At 75.8% G+C, this 4,403-nt stretch carries 4 protein-coding genes; 1 reads left to right on the top strand and 3 read right to left on the bottom strand.

Annotated features, from left to right (window positions below):
- The 3 genes from ACFRMQ_RS38710 to ACFRMQ_RS38700 form a co-directional block, all read right to left on the bottom strand.
- On the bottom strand, nt 1-1,981 hold a 1,981-nt coding region (locus tag ACFRMQ_RS38710; RefSeq protein ID WP_380735585.1), incomplete at its 3' end, for an ATP-binding protein.
- Nucleotides 1,978-2,616 (bottom strand): DUF4255 domain-containing protein, encoded by a 639-nt coding sequence (locus tag ACFRMQ_RS38705; RefSeq protein ID WP_380735584.1) that lies wholly within the window; start codon nt 2,614-2,616, stop codon nt 1,978-1,980. The genes ACFRMQ_RS38710 and ACFRMQ_RS38705, both read right to left, overlap by 4 nt.
- 52 nt (nt 2,617-2,668) lie before the next feature.
- Entirely contained in the window at nt 2,669-3,292 is a 624-nt protein-coding gene (locus ACFRMQ_RS38700) for a LuxR C-terminal-related transcriptional regulator (protein WP_380735583.1), read from the bottom strand.
- A 358-nt stretch (nt 3,293-3,650) separates the two neighbouring features.
- Between ACFRMQ_RS38700 and ACFRMQ_RS38695 the strand changes: the two genes are divergently transcribed.
- Nucleotides 3,651-4,394, top strand: coding sequence for a DUF4232 domain-containing protein (locus ACFRMQ_RS38695; protein ID WP_380735581.1), 744 nt, complete (start codon nt 3,651-3,653; stop codon nt 4,392-4,394).
- The last annotated feature ends 9 nt before the right edge of the window (nt 4,395-4,403 follow it).

The raw sequence follows: 4,403 nt of genomic DNA, 5'->3' as shown, positions 1-4,403 counted from the left end.
GGTCGAAGTCTCGGGCCAGCGCCGCCACGTCGATGTCCCCGGCGACGGGCAGCGGCGGGCGCAGGCAGTGCTCCCACAGGGCCCGCCGCCCCGCTTCGTCCGGGGCCGGGAACTCCACCATCACGTCGAAGCGCCGGGTGAACGCCTCGTCGATGTTCCCGCGCAGATTGGTGGTCAGCACGGCGACCCCGTCGAAGGACTCCAGCCGCTGCAGGAGGTACGCGCTCTCCATGTTGGCGTAGCGGTCGTGGCTGTCGCGGACCTCCGAGCGCTTGCCGAAGACCGCGTCCGCCTCGTCGAACAGCAGCACCGCGTTGACGTCGGCCGCCTGGCCGAAGATCCGGTCGAGGTTCTTCTCCGTCTCGCCGACGTACTTGTCCACGACGGAGGACAGCTCCACCACGTACAGGTCCAGCCCCAGCGCCGCGGCCACCGCTTCGGCGGCCATCGTCTTCCCGGTGCCGGACTCGCCCGTGAACACGGCGACCACGCCGTTGCCCCGGCCGCCGCCCCGGCGCATCCGCCAGTCCCGCAGCACCTGCTCGCGGTGGCGGGCACGCTGCACCAACTCCCTGACCCGGAGCGATGGTTCGGGTGGCAGTACAAGGTCCGAGAGGTCCACCGCCGGGCGCACCCGGCGGGCGTAGCGGTCGAGTCCGGTGGCGTTGCGCAGCCGGGCGGCCTCGTGGAGGTGGCGCGCCGACAGCGGCACGCCGTCCGCCGCGGCGAGGTCCACCGCGTCGCGGGCCGCCTGCCGGATCCGGGCCCCGGCCATCCGGTAGGCACCGGCCGCCGCCACCACCTCCGGCGCCAGTTCCGATCCGCCGGCCTCCTCGGACGTACCGGCGTCCGCGGTGCGCAGCGCCGCCCGCCAGGCCGCCGCCCGGTCCAGCGGCGGGCGGCCGGCGGACAGCGCGAGCAGCGGCGCGTCCGTCCAGGCAGGGTCGAACGGCTCGCCGCCGAACAGCACCAGGGGCACCACCGCGGCGCCCGCCGGCGTCTCCGGTTCCACGGCCGCCCGCACCCACGGCCGCTCGGCTCCGGCCGGGAGCGGGCCGAGGAGCAGTGTCGCCCCCCGCAGCCGGGCCTCGCGCAGGGCGACGGCCACCGTCTCGGCCGGGCCGTCGGCGGCCGGGTCCTCGACGGCCCGGCCGGGGTCGAGCCGCAGGACCGGGCGGCCCGCGCCGGAGCAGGCCCACAGCGCCGTTTCCTCCCCGTCCTCGCCGTCCGGGCAGCGCAGGTGCAGCGGCCGGTCCGGGCGGGCGCGCAGCGCACCGGCCGGACGCGGGTCGGCCCCGGGCGGCGGCTGCGGAGCGTGGAGCGGCGCGGGCGCGCCCGGGCCGCCCAGCAGATACCGGCACACCTCGTCCGGTACGCGCAACTCCCGCTCGAGGAACGGGCGTTCGGTGTGCTCGACGATCAGCGTCCGGCCCGTGAGCAGCGGCGCTCCGGCCGCCAGCCGGGCGCGGGCCGGGCCGGACAGGCTGGAGCACCCGCACAGGTCCAGTACCAGGCCGATGGTGGCCCGCCGCCGCCCGACGTCGTCGTTGAGGTACCCGTAGAGGCCGGCGAAGCGGCGGTCCAGGTCCGGCGCGAGGGCGAGCAGCAGGATCTCCCGGTCGAACCGGCCGAGGCCGAAACGGGCGACCAGCGCGTCGGTCGGGCCGTGCCCGCTCGGCTCCGGCGGGGCGAAGGCGGCACGGGCGTCGAAGGCGTCGAAGGTGTCGAACGACTCCAGCGCGCCCACCTCGGCAACGCCACTCGATCCCGATCCCGATCCCGGCCCGGGCCCGGGCAGCGCCAGCAGCCGCCCGACAGCCTCCTCCGAGAGGTAGAGCCCGCGCAGCGGGTCGTCCGCGGTCGGGTCGTCGGCGGCCAGCTCGGCTGTGCGCCGCGCCACCCGGGCCCGTACCCGCTCCAGCAGCCCGGCCAGCGCCAGGGCCTGTTCCCGCACCGGGTCCACCGGCTGCGGGCGCGTCACGCCCCGGCCCCCCGGGCCTGCCCGACCAGCCGGTGGGGGCCCGTACGCACGTCCGCGGCCCCGCCGTCCACCGTACGGGCGCGCACCTCCAGTCCGGTGGCCGGCGGCCCGACGCCGAGGTCGACGCCCACCGGGAACGGTGCGGTGACCACCACGTCGAGGGAGGGCTTGAGCCGTCCGCCCAGCGCCGTCCACAGCTCCGACACCGGCCGGTCCCGGTCGGCGCGCAGCGCCACCGACACCGGGACGGCCGGCGCGGCCCGCCCCAGCAGCGGGCCGAAGTGCTCGCGCGGCAGCGCCTCGGTCCGGATCAGGGTGCCGAGCACCGCCGACAGCAGCCGGTGCTCGTCCTCCGCCCGGGCGGTCCAGGCGCTGACCAGGTAGCTCAGCCGGTACCAGCGGGGCGGGTGCCGCAGCGCCACCGTCGCGCCGCGCTCGTCGCGCACCGACACCGGCCCCACCTCGCGGCGGGCCAGTTCCTCGTGCACGTCGTACAGGTACACGTTGACGGCGGGCCCCGTCCGCCGCGCCGCCCACTCGCTGGTCGGCGCCTCCATCGCGACGTCCACGCCACCGCCCGGCAGCGCACCCTGGACGATCACCGCGCGCAGCGCCGCGTCCACTTCGTGAATCATTCCCGACTCCTCATCCGTACCAGGCTGTTGACCGACGTCCTGACGGCCCGGCTCAGATGAACCCCTCGCGCAGCGCGTACGCCACGGCGTGCGCGCGGTTGCGCAGCTGCATCCGGGTCATCACCCCTTGGAGCACGGTCTTGATGGTGCGCTCCGAGTAGGCGAGCCGGCCCGCGATCTCGGCCGTGTCGAGCCCGTCCGCGATCAGGCGCAGGACGGTCGCCTCCCGTTCGGTCACCCCGGCGAAGCCCAGGCCCTGCGGCTGGAGCACGTTGCGCTGGAGCCGGCCCACCTGGGCCAGCAGTCGGCCGAGCAGGTCGGGCGGTAGGTCGCCGTCCCCGCGGTGCGCGGCGAGGACGGCGGAGGTGAGCTTCTCCGGGCTGGTCTCGTGGCGCCACAGCACGGCGCTGGTGCCGCACTCGACGGCCCGGAGCAACTCGTGCTCGTTGACCCCGGTCACGACCGTGACCAGGCGCAGCCCGTGGCCGCGCACGAACCTGCGGCAGCGTTCGGCGGTCGGCTCGTCGATCCGCTCGGTCACCACCACGGCCACCCCACCGGGCCGGGTCTCCCCCTCCGAGACCAGTTCCAGGGCCGGCTGCTCCCGGATCGCCGAGGCGGTCCCCGCCGCCGAGATCCGGTCCACGGCGTCGACCAGTACGGGCACGCGTTGCACGAGTTCACTCCTTGTTCGGCAGGTACGTCCGGGAAGCCCGGACCGCCCTCGCGGCCACCCGCGCGCCCCTTGGAGCGCGCCGCCCCCGCTGGCAGTCTCGTTGGCGACCGGCGGCACTGTGCCGGCCCTCCCGGTGTTCCGGTCGACATCCCCCGGACCGGAACACCGGGAGGTTCGCACGAGCCGATCAAGATCCGATCAAAGCCCTCGGCGCGCCCGTTGATCGGGCGTCGACCGGCCCGGGCCCCGCCTCCGTTCCACCGGGCGGCTCCGGGCCCCGGCGGGGTCTCCCCACCTGCCGGGTCGGCGGTTCCGCCTGCCGCGTCCACCTCATTCACCATCGACCTGGGGGAAGCCCATGTTCACGAACCTTTCCAGCAGTCAGCCCTCCCGCCGCGCCCGGCGGACCGTCCTGGCCGGCGCGGTCGGCGCCACCGCTGTCCTCGCGCTCACCGCCTGCGGCCCGGAGGACGGCGCCAGCGCCTCGGTCGCGGTGACCGCCGCGGCCACCCAGGGCGGTGCGGCTCCGGCCGCCACCGCCGCGCCCGCCACCGGGGCTCCGGCCCAGCCGGCCCCGACCAAGGCGGCGCCCGGCGGCGCCGCGCCGAAGCCCGGTGGCGCGGCCACGGCCGGCGGCAAGAACGCCGGCGCCGAGGCCGCCGCCAGCACCGCCCTCGCCTGCACCCCGGACGACCTCAAGGTGTCCGCCTACGACAACACCACCGACCAGGTCAACGGTGTCGTCACCGTCCAGCTCGACTTCAAGGGCAGCCACGAGTGCAAGCTCTTCGGCTTCCCCGGGGTGGACCTCAAGATCGGCGGGACGACCATGTCCGTGCAGCGCAACGGCGACACCCCGTACGGGACGGTCCTCAAGACCGGGATGACGGCGGCGTTCAACATCTACTACCCCGTCAACAACTCCGGCGGGACGGGTGTCAAGGCCTCCCAGATCGTCATCACGCCCCCGAACGACACCCACCAGGTGACGGTTCCCTGGCCGGGCGGCTCCTTCGGGCTCGACAACCCCGAGAAGCCGGACAGCAACGGCAAGGTCCTGGTCGGCCCCGTCGGCGAGGTCTCCAACTCTCCGGCGGGCTGACGGCAGGGC

Origin of the sequence: Kitasatospora sp. NPDC056783 (assembly GCF_042789895.1) — a bacterium.
GTDB lineage: Bacteria > Actinomycetota > Actinomycetes > Streptomycetales > Streptomycetaceae > Kitasatospora.
This window is presented reverse-complemented; position numbering and strand designations above follow the sequence as displayed.

What these genes read in the sequence shown, in the direction of transcription:
- ACFRMQ_RS38705 (WP_380735584.1), bottom strand. Translation starts at nt 2,616, where the DNA reads ATGATTCACGAAGTGGACGCGGCGCTGCGCGCGGTGATCGTCCAGGGT.
- ACFRMQ_RS38695 (WP_380735581.1), top strand. Translation starts at nt 3,651, where the DNA reads ATGTTCACGAACCTTTCCAGCAGTCAGCCCTCCCGCCGCGCCCGGCGG.